The organism is Nocardia sp. CA-119907, from assembly GCF_050955995.1.
GTDB lineage: Bacteria > Actinomycetota > Actinomycetes > Mycobacteriales > Mycobacteriaceae > Nocardia.
This window is the reverse complement of record NZ_CP192091.1, coordinates 3,688,320-3,703,242: the sequence shown is the minus strand read 5'-3', so window position 1 is coordinate 3,703,242 and position 14,923 is coordinate 3,688,320. Positions and strand designations below refer to the sequence as shown.

Annotated in this window: 13 protein-coding genes; 8 read left to right on the top strand and 5 right to left on the bottom strand. The window is 65.4% G+C overall.

Annotated features, from left to right (window positions below):
• Nucleotides 1-106: 106 nt before the first annotated feature.
• Together ACQP2D_RS16525 and ACQP2D_RS16520 are read left to right on the top strand one after the other, a co-directional pair.
• On the top strand, nucleotides 107-235 hold the full coding sequence (locus ACQP2D_RS16525) for a hypothetical protein (protein WP_433684573.1): 129 nt from the start codon (nucleotides 107-109) through the stop codon (nucleotides 233-235).
• An 897-nt stretch (nucleotides 236-1,132) separates the two neighbouring features.
• Entirely contained in the window at nucleotides 1,133-2,638 is a 1,506-nt protein-coding gene (locus ACQP2D_RS16520; protein ID WP_433684572.1) for a catalase, read from the top strand.
• A gap of 334 nt (nucleotides 2,639-2,972) precedes the next feature.
• Here ACQP2D_RS16520 and ACQP2D_RS16515 read toward each other — a convergent pair whose 3' ends face one another.
• Both ACQP2D_RS16515 and ACQP2D_RS16510 read right to left on the bottom strand, forming a co-directional pair.
• On the bottom strand, nucleotides 2,973-4,250 hold the full coding sequence (locus ACQP2D_RS16515; protein ID WP_433684571.1) for an RNA polymerase sigma factor: 1,278 nt from the start codon (nucleotides 4,248-4,250) through the stop codon (nucleotides 2,973-2,975).
• A 15-nt stretch (nucleotides 4,251-4,265) separates the two neighbouring features.
• Nucleotides 4,266-4,685: a YciI family protein gene (locus ACQP2D_RS16510; RefSeq protein WP_433684570.1), complete on the bottom strand. Its 420-nt coding sequence runs from the start codon at nucleotides 4,683-4,685 to the stop codon at nucleotides 4,266-4,268.
• A 597-nt stretch (nucleotides 4,686-5,282) separates the two neighbouring features.
• On the opposite strand from ACQP2D_RS16510, the gene ACQP2D_RS16505 reads away from it, so the two are divergent.
• The gene (locus ACQP2D_RS16505) at nucleotides 5,283-5,786 is read left to right on the top strand and encodes an NUDIX hydrolase (RefSeq protein WP_433684569.1); all 504 of its coding nucleotides are present in this window, start codon (nucleotides 5,283-5,285) and stop codon (nucleotides 5,784-5,786) included.
• A gap of 209 nt (nucleotides 5,787-5,995) precedes the next feature.
• Here ACQP2D_RS16505 and ACQP2D_RS16500 read toward each other — a convergent pair whose 3' ends face one another.
• Nucleotides 5,996-7,204, bottom strand: a complete 1,209-nt coding sequence (locus ACQP2D_RS16500) for an esterase/lipase family protein (protein ID WP_433684568.1) — start codon at nucleotides 7,202-7,204, stop codon at nucleotides 5,996-5,998.
• 352 nt (nucleotides 7,205-7,556) lie between these two features.
• Between ACQP2D_RS16500 and ACQP2D_RS16495 the strand changes: the two genes are divergently transcribed.
• Together ACQP2D_RS16495 and ACQP2D_RS16490 are read left to right on the top strand one after the other, a co-directional pair.
• A complete protein-coding gene (locus tag ACQP2D_RS16495) occupies nucleotides 7,557-8,207 on the top strand; it encodes a YdcF family protein (protein ID WP_433684567.1) in 651 nt (216 codons plus the stop codon).
• 28 nt (nucleotides 8,208-8,235) lie between these two features.
• On the top strand, nucleotides 8,236-9,291 hold the full coding sequence (locus ACQP2D_RS16490) for a fused (3R)-hydroxyacyl-ACP dehydratase subunits HadA/HadB (RefSeq protein ID WP_433684566.1): 1,056 nt from the start codon (nucleotides 8,236-8,238) through the stop codon (nucleotides 9,289-9,291).
• Here ACQP2D_RS16490 and ACQP2D_RS16485 read toward each other — a convergent pair.
• The gene (locus tag ACQP2D_RS16485; protein WP_433684565.1) at nucleotides 9,252-10,295 is read right to left on the bottom strand and encodes an LLM class flavin-dependent oxidoreductase; all 1,044 of its coding nucleotides are present in this window, start codon (nucleotides 10,293-10,295) and stop codon (nucleotides 9,252-9,254) included. The genes ACQP2D_RS16490 and ACQP2D_RS16485 overlap by 40 nt on opposite strands.
• Before the next feature lie 169 nt (nucleotides 10,296-10,464).
• Here ACQP2D_RS16485 and ACQP2D_RS16480 point away from each other — a divergent pair, with 169 nt between their 5' ends.
• The 3 genes from ACQP2D_RS16480 to ACQP2D_RS16470 all read left to right on the top strand — a co-directional run bounded on the left by ACQP2D_RS16480 (nucleotide 10,465) and on the right by ACQP2D_RS16470 (nucleotide 14,333).
• Nucleotides 10,465-13,206, top strand: a complete 2,742-nt coding sequence (locus ACQP2D_RS16480) for a discoidin domain-containing protein (RefSeq protein WP_433684564.1) — start codon at nucleotides 10,465-10,467, stop codon at nucleotides 13,204-13,206.
• Between the two features lie 475 nt (nucleotides 13,207-13,681).
• On the top strand, nucleotides 13,682-14,149 hold the full coding sequence (locus ACQP2D_RS16475; RefSeq protein ID WP_433684563.1) for a hypothetical protein: 468 nt from the start codon (nucleotides 13,682-13,684) through the stop codon (nucleotides 14,147-14,149).
• A 34-nt stretch (nucleotides 14,150-14,183) separates the two neighbouring features.
• Nucleotides 14,184-14,333, top strand: coding sequence for a Scr1 family TA system antitoxin-like transcriptional regulator (locus tag ACQP2D_RS16470; protein ID WP_433684562.1), 150 nt, complete (start codon nucleotides 14,184-14,186; stop codon nucleotides 14,331-14,333).
• Nucleotides 14,334-14,443: 110 nt separating this feature from the next.
• Here ACQP2D_RS16470 and ACQP2D_RS16465 read toward each other — a convergent pair whose 3' ends face one another.
• Nucleotides 14,444-14,887: a TetR/AcrR family transcriptional regulator gene (locus ACQP2D_RS16465; protein ID WP_433684561.1), complete on the bottom strand. Its 444-nt coding sequence runs from the start codon at nucleotides 14,885-14,887 to the stop codon at nucleotides 14,444-14,446.
• Nucleotides 14,888-14,923: the final 36 nt, after the last annotated feature.

The window sequence follows — 14,923 nt, the reverse complement described above, 5'->3', positions numbered from 1 at the left end:
TGACCCGAGCAGTCAGAAGCACAGCAACCCCATCGATGAAAAGCGTTGCACACCTCCGGCTTCGAGGCGATGGTCCGCGCAGGTACCCGAGAAGGAGAGTTCGTCCATGACATCGGTCTTCGACCGGCCCGCAGCCGACCTCGTCGGCTCGGTGCTCGAGGCCCATGGCACTTCCGTGGTGACCGGAATGGTCGTGCCCACATCCGCGGCAGAGCGGTACTTCACCCGATGTTGAGACTGGGCAACAGTGGGGAGCGGGCAGGGCTCGAGGTGCAGTGCCTGGATCCTGCGGGCTGGGCACTGAACTGATCGGCACCGTTGCGGCAGGTCACACCAAGGAGATCGCACGCGGGATCCATCCGGCGATCCGGTCGAAAGGCGGACTGGGCGCGGCGCTCGCACCTTGGCGCTGACGCCGGTGACCACCGACGCGGGTGAATGGCTGGAGAAGCGCGTGGGGCGGTCGCCGGCGCTGCACACCCGCACCCACCTGGGTGACACTCTGCTCTATTTCGTGCTGCCGATGCTGGTTGGCCGCCGGGCTGCTGGTGGCCGTCCATCTCCGGGAGCGGCGCAGCAAGCCGGTGGCTCGCGCGGCGGTGGTCGCGGATCGGGATTCCGGCGCCCGGGCGACCTGGGGCGACCGCAACCAAACAGTGCAGACGCCGCCGACCCCGCGGTAGATCCCCTACGAACACGCATAACGCCGCGGCGCGGCGACCGCTCATTGGTGTCGGTGCCGACCGGTCGCCGGATGGGTTGAAAGGTTCCCTCGGCCGTGATCGAATTGGAGCACGACGGGATGGTTGGTCGTGGCAGACGCTGGACTGCTTCGCGGTGTCGATCTGCAGGCTGCCATGGGGTATACGGTGCTCACGACTGTCGAGAAACACCCGTCGTGCTTGTCTGCGTTTCGGTCTCGACACGAGCACTCGACCAGTGCTCGCCGCCTGCACACAGCCGGGTTGTCCGCGGTGCCGGGTCCGACACCGACCGACGACTCGGCTGACCAACCGCCTTCGGCGAGGTGAAGCCAGGTTCAGCCACCGATCATGCGGCCCACGACCGCCACGCCCGCCGACGACGCACAACGCTCCGATGGGGCCGTGTATGTCTGTGGAAGAGGAGAAAGATGTCTGAGCCGAACTACACAACCGATGCCGCCGGAATTCCGGCACCGAGCGATGACCATTCCCTGACAGTTGGCCCGGATGGCCCGATTCTGCTGAACGACGCGTATCTGATCGAAAAGATGGCGGCGTTCAATCGTGAGCGCCTGCCGGAACGGCAGCCGCACGCCAAAGGCGGCGGGGCGTTCGGCACATTCGAGGTGACCCACGACGTCAGTGCCTACACCAAGGCCGCGGTGTTCCAGCCCGGCAAGCAGACCGAAGTGCTAGCGCGGTTTTCCGCTGTCGCCGGCGAACAGGGATATCCCGACACCGTGCGGGATCTGCGTGGATTCGCTGTGCGGTTCTACACTGAGCAGGGCAATTTCGACCTGGTCGGCAATAACACACCCATCTTTTTCGTGCGGGATCCGATGAAGTTCCAGGACTTCATCCGGTCACAGAAGCGCCGCGCCGACAACAATCTGCGCGACAACGACATGCAATGGGATTTCTGGACCCTGTCGCCGGAATCGGCGCACCAGGTGATCTGGCTGATGGGAGATCGCGGCATCCCGGCCACCTTCCGGCACATGAACGGGTACTCCAGCCACACTTACATGTGGATCAACGCTGCCGGCGAACGGTTCTGGGTCAAGTACCACTTCAAGACCGATCAGGGCATCAAGTTCCTCACCCAGGATGAAGCCGCTCATATGACCTCGATCGACATGGACTACCACCAGCGTGATCTGTGGAAAACGATCGAAGGCGGTGAGTATCCGAGCTGGACCCTGAAGATGCAGATCATGCCGTTCGACGACGCGAAGACCTACCGCTACAACCCCTTCGATCTCACCAAGGTATGGCCGCACGGCGATTATCCGCTGATCGAGGTCGGCAAGATGACCTTGAACCGTAACCCGGCCAACTACTTCACCGACATCGAAGAAGCGGCGTTCGAGCCCAGCAACGCAGTACCCGGCACCGGCCCCAGCCCCGACAAGATGCTGCTCGGGCGTTGGTTCTCCTACGCCGACGCGCACCGACACCGGATAGGAATCAACTACAAAGAACTACCGGTCAATTCGGCACACGGCACGGAGGTCCGATCGTGGGCGAAAGACGGTGCTATGCGCCACCACAACCCGGGCGATCCGGTGTATGTGCCCAACTCGAAGGGCGGACCGCACGCCGATCCGGCTGTGACGGGAACGCCCGCGGGTTGGTATGCCGACGGTGAGATGGTGCGAACCGCCTACACGCTGCGCGCGGACGACGACGACTGGGGACAGGCTCGCACCATGGTCCGCACGGTTCTCGACGACGCCGCCAGGACACGACTGGTCAACAACATCATCGCGCACCTGCTCGACGGAGTGAGCCCACCCGTGCTCACCAGGACGTTCGCATACCTGCACAACATCGACCAGGATCTCGGTGACCGAGTCGAGCAAGGAGTACGGGCCAAGCAGGCGCAACACGAACCAACCGCAGCCGAGCGACCGAAAGTCGGCCATACGAGGTAGATGAAAACCAACCTCCGCCGGTTACCGGATCGTGAGATCGGCGCAGCGCGGGGCTGGATAGATTCATCGGGATCGGTGGTCGACGAGGAGACGGCAGCTGTGGCTGGCACCATCTCGGTCCGCGTCTACCCTGCTTCCGGTCATCTCGCGACAGTTCTCCCCACCGCCTCTTGACATAAAGCACGCGAAAGAGGAGTTGACTTCCAAGCTCGCTGGTCATCGCCCTGCTGTCGCTGCTCGTCCCCAGAGAGCGCCGCAACACTGTGAACTGAGATGGTTTCAGATCCTGCGTGAAACTCGAACGCTGCCGAAGCATCGACGCGACTGCCCACCGTCAGCCGAGCTCAGCGAGCTTGCGCCGCAACACCGCCCGCTCGCGCTCGTTGCCGCACAGCTGTGCCGCGCGCTCCAGTTCGGCGCGCGCCTCATCGGTGCGTCCCATGCGGGTGAGCAGCTCACCGCGAACGCTCGGCAGCAGATGCGAATTCGACAGCGCCTCGGCCGCCACCAAGCTGTCCACGATCGGCAGCGCCGCCGACGGTCCCCGGGCCATGGAGACCGCCACCGCCCGGTTGAGGTCTACCACCGGCGACGGAGCCAGTCTGCCGAGCGCCTCGTAGATGAGCACAATGCGCTCCCAGTCCGTCGCCTGGACGCTGACCGCGACGGCATGACATTCGGCGATCGCCGCCTGCAAACCGTAGGCCGCGAGGCCACGGCCGACCTGCTCCGCGCGGGCGAGGGCGGCGCGACCCCGGCGAATCGCGGCGCGGTCCCAGCGGCGGCGATCCTGCTGCTCCAATAGCACCGGCTCGCCATCGGGTCCGGTGCGGGCCGGAAAGCGCGCCGCGGTCATTTCGAGCAGTGCGAGCAGACCGTAGACCTCGGGTTCGTTCGGCACCAGCCGGGTCAGCACCCGCGCCAGGCGCCGTGCCTCACCCGCGAGCTCGAATCGGATCAGCTCGTCACCGGAGCTGGCCGAGGAGCCTTCGGTGAAGATCAGATAGATCACATTGAGCACCGAGCCGAGGCGCTCGGCCCGCTCTTGGGCCGACGGCACCTCGAAGGGCACCCGGGCCGCCGCCAAGGTCTTCTTCGCGCGGGTGATCCTGGCCTGCACGGTGGCGGTCGGCACCAGGAACGCCTTGGCGATCTCATCGCTCGTCAGACCGCCGACCACCCGCAGGGTGAGCGCGAGTCTCGCCTCCCGGGACAGCACGGGGTGGCAGGAGATGAACATCAACGCGAGCACGTCGTCATCGATCCGGTCCGGATCCCAGAGCATGTGATCGGCTGCGCGGGTGGGTTCGCTCCCGGAGATCACACCGCCCTCGTCCAGATCACGGGCCAGGGCGGCATATCGCTCGTCGAGGGCGGAGCGCCGACGGAAGGCGTCGATGGCGCGACGCCGACCGACGGTGAGCAGCCACCCCGCCGGGTTGCGGGGCGCGCCGTCACGTGGCCAGGTCACCAGGGCCTCGGCCAGCGCCTCCTGGGCGAGGTCCTCGGCCAGCGCGAAATCGCCGGTGTACCGCGCGAGCGCACCGACGATCCGCGCCGACTCGATCCGCCAGATGGCGGCGACGGCCGCACGACCGGTGTGATCAGCCATCGCCGTTCGATCCGCTCAGAGCTGACCGGTCGCTTCCCGCCACGCCCGCTCCTTTTGCACCCACTCGTTGTCCTGCGGGAACTCATCGATCGTGGTGACCCGGCGGATCTCGGTCTTGAAGCCGGCACCGGTGATCGGCGACCGCTTGGCCCACTCCACGGCTTCTTCCTTCGATGCCACGTTGAGAATGTAGAACCCCCCGAACAGCTCCTTGGTCTCGCCGTAGGGGCCGTCGGTGACCACGGGCGTCTCGGCGGAATAGTCGACGACCACGCCGTCGGCGGCGTCGTCGAGGCCCTCGGCGGCGACCAGCACGCCCGCCCGGATCATCTCCTCGTTGTACCGGCCGACGGTCTCGAGCATCTTGTCGAAGTCGATACTCGCCATCCCCGCGTAGGCCTCGTCGGTGGCGCGCCAGATCAGCATGTACTTCATGGTTCTGTCTCCTCGAGTATCCGGGTCCCTCTCGGACCCTCTCACCCCTGAGTCGAACGGGGAACGTCGTAGATCGACATGCCGCCGACAAATTCTTTACCAGCGCGCGACTTTGTCATCCCAGGACCGGAATTCGCAGGTAGGTCGTCCTCGGACAACAGCGGCAAATCGGACAGCGGCGCGCCGCCGGATCCTCGCTCATGGTGGCACGCGAGTGCAGGTCCAGGGCCAGCGTGATCCGGGTTCGATCTCGGGTGCGGGACGATGCCGGAACCTTCGCCCTGGGCGTATCGTGTTTGCGCGCAACGTTTCACGCCAAGGTCTGCCCGCATATCGAGCGAATCAACGTCGGCACCGCGCCACGCCGACACCGAGATACTCCATCCTCGTGCCGATCGGCGCTCCGGTCCGTATCGATGAATTGCCGCTGCTGCGCTCGGTGCGGCCCCCATGGCCGGGGTCGAACTCCCCTCGGCCAGCCGAGATCGAAGTTCGGCAGGGCCGGGACTGGACGGCTGCCGATATCGAGCGATATCTACTGCACGAGAGCGCTTCTGGTACCGGCTGTCATATGGCAGTCATGTCACGATAACATTGATGGGGTTGCTCTACGTTGATGCGGCGCATCCGCCCGAACAAAGGTTGGTGAGTCCACCGATGTCGGTTTCGATATTCGATGAGGCGCTTCCGCGCGGCGAACGTGACGGCTTCGGGCTACGAGTCGGTGCGATCATCGACCGGGGCGGGGAAGTACTGCTATTGGAAGCCCTCAGCACGGGGCCGATCCCGCTTACCCGCAAGCTGCCGGGCGCCACCGTGGAACCGGGAGAGTCGGTTGCCGCGGCGTTGATTCGCGGGGTCCGCGAGGAGACCGGTTTGACCGTTACCGGCATCGCCCACCACATCGGCGACTTCGACTACCTGTCTCCGGCCGGAAAACCGGTCCGGCGCCTGCATTTCGCCGTGGACGTGGCATCCACCGAACCAATTCTGCTCAGCGCACACGCCGGGTACGAGTGGACGCCGTTGGATGGAGAATTGCTCGTGACGCCATCGATCCGCGGGATTCTCCAAACCTATAAGGACCTCGTCTACCGCTGAGCGGTCCGGACACGAGAATGCCCACCGAGCCGATAGTGCGGAATCGACTCGGTGGGCATACCGCCACGCGCCGTCACGGACCGGGAAGCGGAGGCGGGGTAGGAGTCCGCTGCACCGGTACGGGTCGCATGGCGGTCGGCGCACCCGCCGAACAGGCTCGGGGAGTCAGGGTTTCGTCCTGTTCGGCGCGGTGCACGTTCAGCCGGTTATCACAGTGAGCCACCACCGCCGAGCAGCCACGGATTGAAGGCGCACTCCAGATTCGGATGCCCGACCGGGTCCAGCGCGTGCAGGGCGATCGACAGGGCGCGCGGTGAGTACATGATGGTCAGGTGGTCGGAGAGATCCTGTTCGCAACCGTCCTGCAGGGTGATGTTGTGGACGGTGACACCGGGTCCGGCCTTCAGGAAGGTCAGATCATACGGATTGGTGACCTCGTCATAGCGGGTGCCGACGACCGTGTAGTCGACCCCGGGGATGGTATCGCCGTTCGCATTGAGCTGGTTCACGAAATCCGAGCCGATGGTCTGCTGGATGCCGGCGTGACCGACGAAGATCTCGATGAAGCCGAGGATGTCGATGCCGAAGTTATTGATGGCCCGGCCCAGCGCGCCGATGCCGTCGAGGCTGGTGCCGTGGTGGGTGGCGCCGAAGGTGACCAGATTCTTCACCTTGGCCGCGCCACCCTCGAACTTGGTGTACCAGTTGGCCATCGAGCCGCCCTGGGAATGCGCGACGATATCCACCTCGGACGCACCGGTCGCGGCCAGTACCCGGTCGACGAAGGCGGCGACCTGTTCGGCCGAATCCTGGATATAACCGGTGCCCATCACACCGGGCAGCACCGAACCGAGGCCGCCGCCCTCCAATAGATTCGAGCGACCGTAGTTGAAGGTGAAGACGCAGAAGCCCGCGTCCTTCATCGGCTGGCCCATATAGGCGAATCCGTTGTAGGCGTTCATCCAGGTGCCGTGCAGTGCGATCACCGGGCGTGGATGTTCGGCGGTCGGCTTGCAGTTCCAGTCATTGGTGCCCGGCGGCGCGACATCCGGATTCAGCAGGCCGTAGCCGAATGCGGCCAGCCACGATGTCATCGGCGGGCCGTAACCCTTTGTGTCACTGGCATATCCACCCGAGGATCCGGAACTGCTGCCGGATCCGCCGTAACAGTCACCGGAGCCGTTGCCCGATCCGGCGCCGGATCCGGAGGTGCACGCCGATCCGGAACTGCCCGCGCTGCCCGAGCCGGCGACCGGCGCGGCCCTGCGGCCCGCGGCGATGTAGTCGGCCAGCGCCTGCTCGGTCGGCACCGGATCCGGATTCGCATTGGCCGCGACGCCGGTCATGCTCATGGCGAGCACCGAGACGCCCATCATTACCGCGGCGCTGACCGACCGGCCGCATCTACTTCGTTTCATGATTTGCCTTCCTGCAGAACGTCAGCGTTCGAGTGACAGCACCGAGGACGGTGCGCCCAGAAGTGGCGAGTCGACGGGGCTGAAACTGGGCCGAACGCTAAAGCGGTGCAGCGGCGAAACCGATGGGTCGGCGAGGTAACTGGACACCTCACCAAACGGCTTTGTCCCCGTTAGGGATACGACACAGCCGCAGATTTTCGACCGCGCGGCAAAGGCACAATTCGAACGATCATGTTCGGTGAATTCTCCAGATCACCAACTGATCACAAGGGATTCGGGCCGAACAGGACGACCATGGTTTCACGTTTTCCCGCCGTCGGCGGCCACCCGATGGCTAATAACTGGAGCTGCCATGTTCGACCGGATCGAATCGACCGTCCGCCTCGGCCGCGGCATCGCACGGATCACGGCTGGTGCACTGCTCGGCGCGGCCGCGTTGGCGGCGACGCTGCTGCACAGTCCACCCGCCAGCGCGGACAGCACAGGCTCGGCCGCGCGGCCGCAAGGCGCACTGTTCGGACTGCCGCCCGGCGAATCCGCCGGTCGCGCACCGGCACTCGGCTTCCGTGGTCCAGCGACCGCGATCGTCGTACTCGGCTACGGGCTGCTGCCCGACGGCACCATGCGGCCGGAGCTGATCAGTCGGCTGCACGCCGGATATGTGCAGGCGCTGCTCGCCCCGCTGTCACCGATCATCGTGACCGGCGGCAATCCGCGCAATGGCATCACCGAGGCGCGGGCGATGGCGAATTGGCTCATCGGCCACGGCATTCCGGCCGCGCGGGTCTACCTCGAGCCCGAGGCCGATTCGACCGCGCAGAACGCCGAATGCTCGGCCCGGATCATGCACGATATCGGCATGCGCGACGCCGTCGTGGTGACCTCGGCCGACCACATCGACCGGGCCGCAGCGCTTTTCGGCGATGCGGGCGTAGCCGTGGTCGCCAGGGTTACTCCGGAACAAGTGCCGCCGCTCGCCTGGAACTTCGGACCGACACCGTAGCCCGCACTACCGCAAAACAGGAGCGAATATGAATGACAACGTCGTCGATGCCGTTGCCGATCCCGCGGCCCAGGCTCGCGCACTACTGGACCACCGATATCGGTCCGCCACCTGTTATGAGGTCGGGCGGGAAAAGATTCGCGAATTCGCCCGTGCGATACAGGATTTTCACCCCGCCCATTGGAACGAGGATGCGGCCGCACAGCTCGGATTCGGTGGACTCATCGCACCGGCGACATTCGCCTCGATAATCCTGCTGCGGGTCCATCGCGAAATAGTGGACACGCTCATCACCGGCTACGACGCGACCCGGATTCTGCACGCCGACCAAGTGCTCGACATCGGCAGGCCGCTGATCGCGGGCGATCGACTGACCTGCGATGTCTATTTCGAATCATTCCGGCAATTCGCCGATTACGACGTGCTCGCGGTGAAGAGCGTCTTGATCGATCAGCGCGGCGAGGTGGTGCAGACCGGGTCGACGGCCCTGCTCGCGCGCACCGGCCCCGCTGGCACCGGCTTCGCGGAACGGGTCGGCAAGATCGCCATGCATTCCCTCGGCGGGCCGCCGCGCACGTCGGGCGTCGTCGTCGCGGGCGAGGGTGACGGGATATCGGCACCGACAATGCCTCGAATACCGTGCACCACAGTAGATTTCGAATCCTTGTCGGTCGGTACCGAGCTGCCGGCTCGCGTGATCCACCTGTCCCGGGGCGATCTGGTCAACTACGCCGGGGTGACCGGCGACAGCAATCCGGTGCTGTTCAGCGAGCAAGTCGCCGCCGCGACAGGACTGCCGACGGTAGTCGCGCCCGGCATGCTCAAACTCGGCTTGACCGCCGGATTCCTCAGCGGCTGGCTCGGCGATCCCGCCGCCGTCACCCGCTTCCGTGCCCAGTTCGCTCATTACACGCACTACTTGCACATTCCGCCGCTGCAGGCCAGTGCTATCGAATTCCGTGGCCGGGTGAGCTCACTCGACCCGTACCGACGCAAGGCCACGATCGCGTTGGACGCAAGATCGCACGGCCGTAGGCTTTTCGGCTATGCCGCCGCGGAAGTCCGCTTCCCCCTGACGTATTGAGCGGTGTCGAGCAGGCCGGTGAGCCGCGCGAGTCGGCGATGGGAGTCCAGCCGCGCGGCCCGGTCGTAGGTGCTGGTGTGCACCAGGATCTCGTCCGCACCCGTGCGCGATACCAACGCCGCCAACGCGTCGGCGACCTCGTCCTCGGTGCCGTGGATGTGGTCGCGCAGCGCATCGTCGAAGATCCGGCGCTGCCGCTCGGTCATCGCTATGGACTCGATTTCCGCGGGCGGGATGAGAACCGGGAATTCGCCATGCGTGCGCGCATACGCGGCCGACCACGCCTCGGGCAGCAATAGCCGATGGGCTTGCTCGGTCGTATCGGCGACCACCACCGCCCCGGAGACGACGACATACGGTTGCGCGCCCCACGGCGTCGGGCGGAATTCCGCTCGATACCGCTCGATCGCCTCGACCATGCGGTCCACCCCGGCGATCGAGGCGATCACCAGCGGCAGCCCGAACCGTGCCGCACGCTCCGCACCCGATCCGGTGGCCAGCAGGAATGCGGGCACATACAGCCCCTCCGCGGGCCACGCGTGCACACCCGACCGACCGCGCGCGAAGTACTCGAGCACATCGGTGAGCTGCCGGTCGAAATCATCGGCATCGGTCTTGTCGTGCCCGAGCGCACGCCGTACCCCATCGGTGAAGCCGACCGAGCGTCCGAGTCCCATATCGATCCGCCCCGGATACAGCGATTCCAAGACCCCGAATTGCTCGGCGACCACCAGCGGCTGATGGTTCGGCAGCATTACCCCGCCGGTCCCGATCCTGATCCGGGATGTCGCCGCCGCGGCCGCCGCCGCCAGTACCGTCGGGGCCGAACCCGCGACCCCGGGCACACTGTGATGTTCGGACACCCAGAATCGGTGATAGCCCCACTCCTCGGCCAGCCGCGCGAATTCGACGGTCTCCCGCAGCGCCTCCGGATGGCTTTGTCCGCGCCGAACGCGCGAGCGATCCAGAATCGAAAACCGCACCGCACCGAATCCCGAAGTCATATCTGTGTCAACACGCCCCGCCCCGGCGCATTCCGCCGTGCGGTGAGCCGGACACCACACCCTGGATGCGAGAATGAGTCCCGCAACTGCGTAATCCGGTGGTCGGTCCCGCGGTAGTAGGCGCGTATCGCGGCTCGACACGAATGCGGCGCACGCCGTGGAGGCGCGAATGTCGGGGATCGTCCAGTTTTTCCAACGAGCAGGCCGTCGCACCACCGCGTTGGTGGGCATCGCGCTCGTCGCCATTCTCGCCGTGGTGGCAACGGCGGTGATCGTCGCGGTGCGCCATACCGAACAGGCGTCCAGCTTTGTGTGCCCAGGTGATCCCGTCGCATCGTCTCCGCCATGGGCGCTGTCGAATACGCAGGTGGACGCGCCGATCGACGCACACCCCTTCGTCGGAAACGGCTATCTCGGCTTGCGCGTTCCGCCGCGCGGTATGGGCTATGCCGCGACCGATGAAACGACCGGGTGGCCGTTGTACACGCCCGCGTACGACGGCGCTTTCGTCGCCGGCCTCTATGCGCGCACACCCGGTGTCGCCGATAACCGCGAGGTCGCCGCGGCCATTCCGAACTGGTCCGGACTGCTGGTCGGCGTCGGCGATCAGACCTATTCGCCCGCCACTCCCGCGACCGAGATCACCAACTTCGAACAGACACTGCTGCTGCGCTGTGGACTCGTCCGCACCCGCCTGACTTGGACCGCGCCGGACGGTAAGGCCACCGATCTGGTCTACGAGGTGCTCACCGATCGGACCGATCAGCACGTCGGCGCGGTCCATCTCACGATGGTTCCGCGCTGGTCGGGCGAGCTGGTGGTCTCCGACCTGATCGATGGTGCGGGAGCTCGGCGGGTCGGCCGGACCGATGCCGGTGGCCGCGATGACGACGCCATCCGGGTCGGCTTCCGCACCGATGGGACCGATATCAGCGGCGATATCTTCTCGGTGCTGCGGCCCGGACAGGGCATCCAGTCATCGGCGATCGAGCAGACACCCCCACCGCGCGACCTGAGCGCGCGCCAAGACGTTCGATTTCCGGTGCGGGACGGCGACACGTACCAGGTGACGAAGTTCATCGGCGTCGACACCAGCCACACCGCGGACGACCCAGCCGCTTCGGCGTACGAGGCGGCGCAGCGAGCCGTTCGGTCCGGGTGGGCGGAACTGCTCGCGAGTACGTCCGCGGCGTGGCGGGAGCGGTGGCGCGGTGATATCGAGGTGCCCGGTCAGCCGGAGGTGCAGACCTGGGCGCGCGGCGCGCTCTACTCGCTGTACTCGAGCACGAATTCCCGCCAGGACAACAGTATTTCACCCGTTGGGCTCAGCAGCGACAACTATGCGGGCGCGGTGTTCTGGGACGCCGACATCTGGATGTTCCCGGTTCTACTGCAATTTTCGCCGGACTTGGCGAGAGCCATTGTGGAGTACCGCTATCGGACCCTGCCCGCCGCGCGGACGAACGCACAGCGGCTCGGCTATCGCGGCGCGTTCTACCCGTGGACCAGCGCGAGTCGCGGTGATCTCGACGAATGCCACAGCTGGGATCCCCCACACTGCCTGACCCAGATCCATTTACAGGGCGATATATCCCTCGCGGCCTGGCAGTACTACACCGCTACCGGCGATACCACCTACCTGCGCACCCGCGGCTGGCCGATCATGCGCGAGGTCGCCGCATTCTGGGCTTCGCGGGTCACCCGCAATGACGACGGCAGCTACTCCATCCGCAATGTCGCGGGCCCCGATGAATACAGCAACGGCGTGAACGACGCGGTCTACACCAATGCGGTCGCCGCACTCGCCCTGCGCAATGCCGCACGGGCCGCCGAGATTCTGGGCGAGCGGCACCCGCCCGAATGGACCACGATCGCCGACCGCCTACGCATGCCGTTCGACAGCGCGCAACGGATCTTCGTCCAATTCGACGGGTACAGCGGCACTCCCATCAAACAGGCCGACACCGCCCTGTTGATCTATCCCCTGGACTGGCCGATGCCGCCGGATGTCGCAGCCCATGTACTCGATTATTATTCGCAGCGAACAGATCCCGACGGCCCGGCCATGACCGATTCGGTGCACGCAATCGACGCTGCGAAGATCGGCCTACCCGGTTGCGCGGCCGACACCTTCCTCGAACGCGCCGCACGTCCGTTCGTGCGCACACCCTTCGGACAGTTCGCCGAGGCGCGCGGCGAGAAGGTCGGGGCCAAGGACCCGCTGGCGGGCGCACCGGCGTTCACCTTCGTCACCGCCGCGGGCGGATTCCTGCAGACCTTCACCAATGGACTCCTCGGGCTGCGCTTCGACACCGATGACATCCGTATCGCCCCCACCCTTCCGCCCGAGCTGAGCGCGGGCCTGACGATCCGTGGAATCCACTGGCAGGGGCGGACTTTCGATGCCACGATCGGACCCGACGAGACCACATTGACGCTGACCCACGGTCAACCGATGCAGGTCCGAACAGAGTCCGAAACCCGCCTGCTCACCGACGACGCCACCTTCACCACCCGGCGCCCGGACCTGACCCCGACCGGCAATCTCGCCCGCTGTAAGCCGGTCATGACCACCTCCGACGAACCGGGCAAATACGCGGCCGCCGCAGTCGACGGCAGCACCGCCACCGGCTGGGCACCCGACGGACCGCAGGGTGCGCTCATCATCGACCTCGGGAAAGATACCCGCATCGATCGAATCGTTCCGCACTGGACCGAACCGGCCACAACAACAACCACTTTCACGGTCTCCCCGGACGAGCACGCCTGGACTCCGGTCACCGTGGATCCGGCGACGGGAACCCTGCCCAGCCCGGTCTCGGCCCGTTATGTGCGTCTCGAACTCACGGCCACGAACCCGGCCACGCACCCCGGTATCCGCGAACTCGAAATCTCCGGCCCCCGAACATAATCCGTGACCAAGCCTTTGAGCAGATACGTTGCGTCCAGATCACATAGACACTGAAATCGAGGATCAGGGACGGAATTCCGACAACAACGAAGCCGATCAGCCAGCGCAGATCGCTCAACGCCTCGGAGGAGTTCCGATACACCCATGGCTTGGCATGAATATTGATGAGTTTTGTTCGGGCCGTGACGGTCTCCCCCGCACGCACATCGCTCAGCCAGACCTCGCGACCAGAGCCGACTATCCGTCCTTCCCCCGGATCGCCGCCGCCCGACACCGACGCGCGAACTCTTCGTCACCTCGACCTGTACCGAATCCCAAAACCGACGTAATACGCGAACGTATTGATCGGCTGCGGCAATGCGAACAGCGTCCCGAGCGTGAAGAACAGCCCGGACCGTACGGCGACACGCCGTTGGGTGATGCCACTTTTCGCTGTCACAAATCACCCGGGCCGGACGAGCACTAGCCTGAGACAGTGCGCTGGTTCCTTCCGCTTTTGTTCCTTCTCGCGGCCTGCGCCTCCGACCCGGCGCCGGCCCCGATCCCGCCGCCGGTCACTCCCACCGAATACGTCCGCACACCAACGGATTGCGCCAAACTGACTGTCGAAGCCCTTGTCGTCGACGCCGGGCACGGCTACCTCTTCGGCACTCACGCCGAATGGCTGCCGAAGGGCCAATTCGTCCGCATCCGAGTGGCGATCACCAACACCGACAACACATTTCACACCACGCGAACAACGGACTACCAGCTGTCCGACGCGGCGGACGCTGCCCACCCGGTCAACAACGACGCCATGGCGATCAAGCGCCAACCGACCGATGTCACCATCGGAGCGGGCAACCGTCTGGAACTCGATCTCTGGTACGACATTCCGCTCGATACCGCGCCAAAGCTCCTCCGCGACACCGTGTGCACGATAACGACTCCGCTCCCGAGTTAGCGCCGTCCTTGGACGCGACTCACCCAACCCGAGTTTGTTCCCGGGGCTGTTACAGACTCCGGCCTACGCCAGTTCTGTGATACGAGCTGCCCATCCAGAGGACAGCGTTGACGAACATGCGAGACGGGCCGAGTGGACCACCTTCACCCGCGCGGCACCTCTGCGACTGATCCAAAGCCGGTAGTACACTCCGCGACCTCAGTTCGGCCTCGATCCATGCCTCGATCCCTCGCGCCGTGATAGCGAATAGCTCCTCGCGCTTCTGGTCGTCGACCTCCAGCGTCACGGCCCGCACTACGGCCGCAAATCCGGTATTGACCAAGACGATGGTATGACGTCGTACCGGTGATCATCGCCGGGACCGAGCACCTGGATCACCAGCACCTTGACCAGTAGACGCAGACGTCGTTCGAGTTCGGGGATACCGCTGTCGGGCAACCGCACCCCGGCCGCCAGCGCCCGCACCAGCTCGGCGTTGACCACCAGTTCGTCGGCGATCGTCTCCAGAACAGCAACCGCCAGCTCCGCGATGGATTTGTCAGCGATCGCGAAAACCCGCTGGGTGAAGCGCTGTTCGATGTTTTCCTGCAGCCGTCCCAGCAGCTCTTCGACCAAGGCGCTACGATCCGCGAAATAGCGATACACGGTCCCGATGCTCACGCCAGCCTCAACCGCGATCCGGTTCATCGAGGTGTCCACGATCCCGCGTTCTCCGAACAGGCGCGCCGCGGCATCCAAGACGTGTTCCCTGGTCACCTTGGCGCGTTCCTGCCT

Coding starts and splice junctions, on each gene's coding strand:
- ACQP2D_RS16525 (WP_433684573.1), top strand. CDS start 107: ATGACATCGGTCTTCGACCGGCCCGCAGCCGACCTCGTCGGCTCGGTG.
- ACQP2D_RS16520 (WP_433684572.1), top strand. CDS start 1,133: ATGTCTGAGCCGAACTACACAACCGATGCCGCCGGAATTCCGGCACCG.
- ACQP2D_RS16515 (WP_433684571.1), bottom strand. CDS start 4,250: ATGGCTGATCACACCGGTCGTGCGGCCGTCGCCGCCATCTGGCGGATC.
- ACQP2D_RS16510 (WP_433684570.1), bottom strand. CDS start 4,685: ATGAAGTACATGCTGATCTGGCGCGCCACCGACGAGGCCTACGCGGGG.
- ACQP2D_RS16505 (WP_433684569.1), top strand. CDS start 5,283: ATGGGGTTGCTCTACGTTGATGCGGCGCATCCGCCCGAACAAAGGTTG.
- ACQP2D_RS16500 (WP_433684568.1), bottom strand. CDS start 7,204: ATGAAACGAAGTAGATGCGGCCGGTCGGTCAGCGCCGCGGTAATGATG.
- ACQP2D_RS16495 (WP_433684567.1), top strand. CDS start 7,557: ATGTTCGACCGGATCGAATCGACCGTCCGCCTCGGCCGCGGCATCGCA.
- ACQP2D_RS16490 (WP_433684566.1), top strand. CDS start 8,236: ATGAATGACAACGTCGTCGATGCCGTTGCCGATCCCGCGGCCCAGGCT.
- ACQP2D_RS16485 (WP_433684565.1), bottom strand. CDS start 10,295: ATGACTTCGGGATTCGGTGCGGTGCGGTTTTCGATTCTGGATCGCTCG.
- ACQP2D_RS16480 (WP_433684564.1), top strand. CDS start 10,465: ATGTCGGGGATCGTCCAGTTTTTCCAACGAGCAGGCCGTCGCACCACC.